The sequence below is a fragment of the Paraburkholderia sp. Ac-20347 genome (assembly GCF_017104805.1).
GTDB lineage: Bacteria > Pseudomonadota > Gammaproteobacteria > Burkholderiales > Burkholderiaceae > Paraburkholderia > Paraburkholderia tropica.
Genome location: NZ_JAAGPN010000522.1, coordinates 1 through 2276, shown reverse-complemented (window position 1 = coordinate 2276; position 2276 = coordinate 1). Strand labels below are relative to the sequence as shown.

Here is a 2276-nt window from a genome sequence, read left to right as displayed (position 1 = left end):
CGGCGCCAGCGCGGCGCGGCGCACGGCGGCGCGCGCGAGCAGTTCGTCGAACAGCGCGGCGTCCACCGGTTTGACGAGATGCATCTCGAAGCCCGCCGCGCGCGTCAGTTCGACGTCGGCGGCCTGGCCGAAGCCGGTCATCGCCGCGAACAGCGTGTGCGCGAGCGGCGGGTGCGCGCGCAGAAAACGCAGCGCTGCATAGCCGTCGATCTCGGGCATGGCGATGTCGATGAGCGCGGCGTCGGGCGTGAAGTCGCTCACGCATTCGCGCGCCTGGGTGGCGCTGTAGGCCACGCGCACGTCGTGGCCCTTCAACTCCAGCAGCATCGCGAGGCTGTCGGCGGAATCGCGGTTGTCGTCGACCACGAGCACGCGCAGCGGCGCGGCCGCGTCGTGCGCGCTCGCGATCGGCTCGACGGTGCTGATCAGGCCGTCGCCGAGCGGATTCGCGCCCGCGCTCTGCGCAGTCGCGCGCGACAGCGGCAGGCGGATCGTGAACGTGCTGCCCATGCCGGGCCCGTCGCTCGCCGCCGAAATCGTGCCGCCGTGCAGCTCGATGAGCGAGCGGCACAGCATCAGGCCGATGCCGAGTCCGTTCTCGCTCGGTCCCGGCATCGAGCGGTCCTGGCTGAAAAGGCCGAAGATCGACTCGAAGGTGTCGGGCCGCAGGCCGCGGCCTTCGTCGCGCACCTGGATCTGCACGGTGCGCGCCGCGCTCTGCGTGTCGATGACGATGCGGCTCTCGTCGGGCGAAAATTTCGAGGCGTTGTGCAGCAGATTCTGCAGCACCTGCACGAGGCGCGTGTGGTCGCCGGTCATCGCGATCGGCGCGTCGGGCATGTGCACGTCGACGCGCTGGCGGCGCGCCGACGTGAAGGGCCGCGCGGCATCGACGGCGTGCCGCATCACTTCGCAGAGATCGAGCGGCGCCTCGCGCAATTCGATCTTGCCGGAGGTGATGCGGCCCACGTCGAGCAAATCGTCGACGAGCCGCGTGAGATGCACGATCTGCCGGTCGATCAGATCGCGCGCCTGGTCGATTTCGGGGCTCACGTCCGGCATCAGCTGCATCGTGGCGATGGCGTTGCGCACCGGCGCGAGCGGATTGCGCAGCTCGTGCGCGAGCATGGCGAGGAACTGCTTCATCTGCTCGCTCGAATGCTCGAGTTCGTCGGTGCGGCGGCTTTCGGTCATGTCGCGCGTGACCTTGGCGAAGCCGGTCAGGCGTCCGTGCATGTCGTGAATGGCCGTGAGCGTGACGTTGGCCCAGAACATCGAGCCGTCCTTGCGCACGCGCCAGCCTTCGTTGATGCAGCGTCCCATTTCGGCAGCGCGGCGCAGCTCGCGCTCGGGCGCGCCGGCGGCGGCTTCATCGGGTGGATAGAACACGGAAAAATGCTGACCGACGATTTCGGCGGGGCGATAGCCCTTGAGGTTGGTCGCGCCGCTGTTCCAGCTCACCACGCGGCCTTGCGGATCGAGCATGAAGATCGCGTAATCGCTGACGCTTTCGACCAGCAGACGAAAACGTTCTTCCGACAGGCGCAGCGCCTCGACCTGGCGGCGCTCGGCCGTGAGGTCGCGCGTGACCTTGGCGAAGCCGGCGAGCGAGCCGTCCTGTTCGCGCAGCGCCGTGATCACGACGTTGGCCCAGAACATCGAGCCGTCCTTGCGCACGCGCCAGCCTTCGTCGTTGAAACGGCCGTGCAGCGCGGCCTGTTCGAGCTCGTGCTCGGGCCAGCGGCGGCCGTTGGCTTCATCGGTGTAAAAGCGCGAGAAATGCTGACCGATGATCTCGTGGGCCTCGTAGCCCTTGATGCGCGCCGCGCCGTTGTTCCAGCTCACGATGTAGCCGCGCGGGTCGAGCAGGAAGATCGCGTAGTCCTCGATCGGCTGCACGAGCGCTTCATGACGGTATTGCGAGTGCCGCAGCGTGTAGACCTGGCTGCTCGCGGTCGTGTGGAAGCGCGAGACCTTGGCGCAGCCGGCGAGCGAGCCGTCCTGTTCGCGCAGCGCCGTGATCACGACGTTGGCCCAGAACATCGAGCCGTCCGTCCGCACGCGACAGCCTGCGTCGTTGCAACGGCCGTGCAGCGCGGCCTGTTCGAGCTCGTGCTCGGGCCAGCGGCGGCCGTTGGCTTCATCTGTGTAAAAGCGCGAGAAATGCTGACCGATGATCTCGTGGGCGTCGTAGCCCTTGATGCGCGCCGCGCCGTTGTTCCAGCTCACGATGTAGCCGCGCGGGTCGAGCAGGAAGATCGCGTAGTCCTCGATCG

General features: G+C 67.9%; 1 protein-coding gene. It reads right to left on the bottom strand.

Annotated elements, in window-relative coordinates:
• Nucleotides 1–2276 (bottom strand): PAS domain S-box protein (locus tag G3N97_RS38315; RefSeq protein ID WP_241031092.1); only part of this gene is annotated, 2276 nt, incomplete at both ends.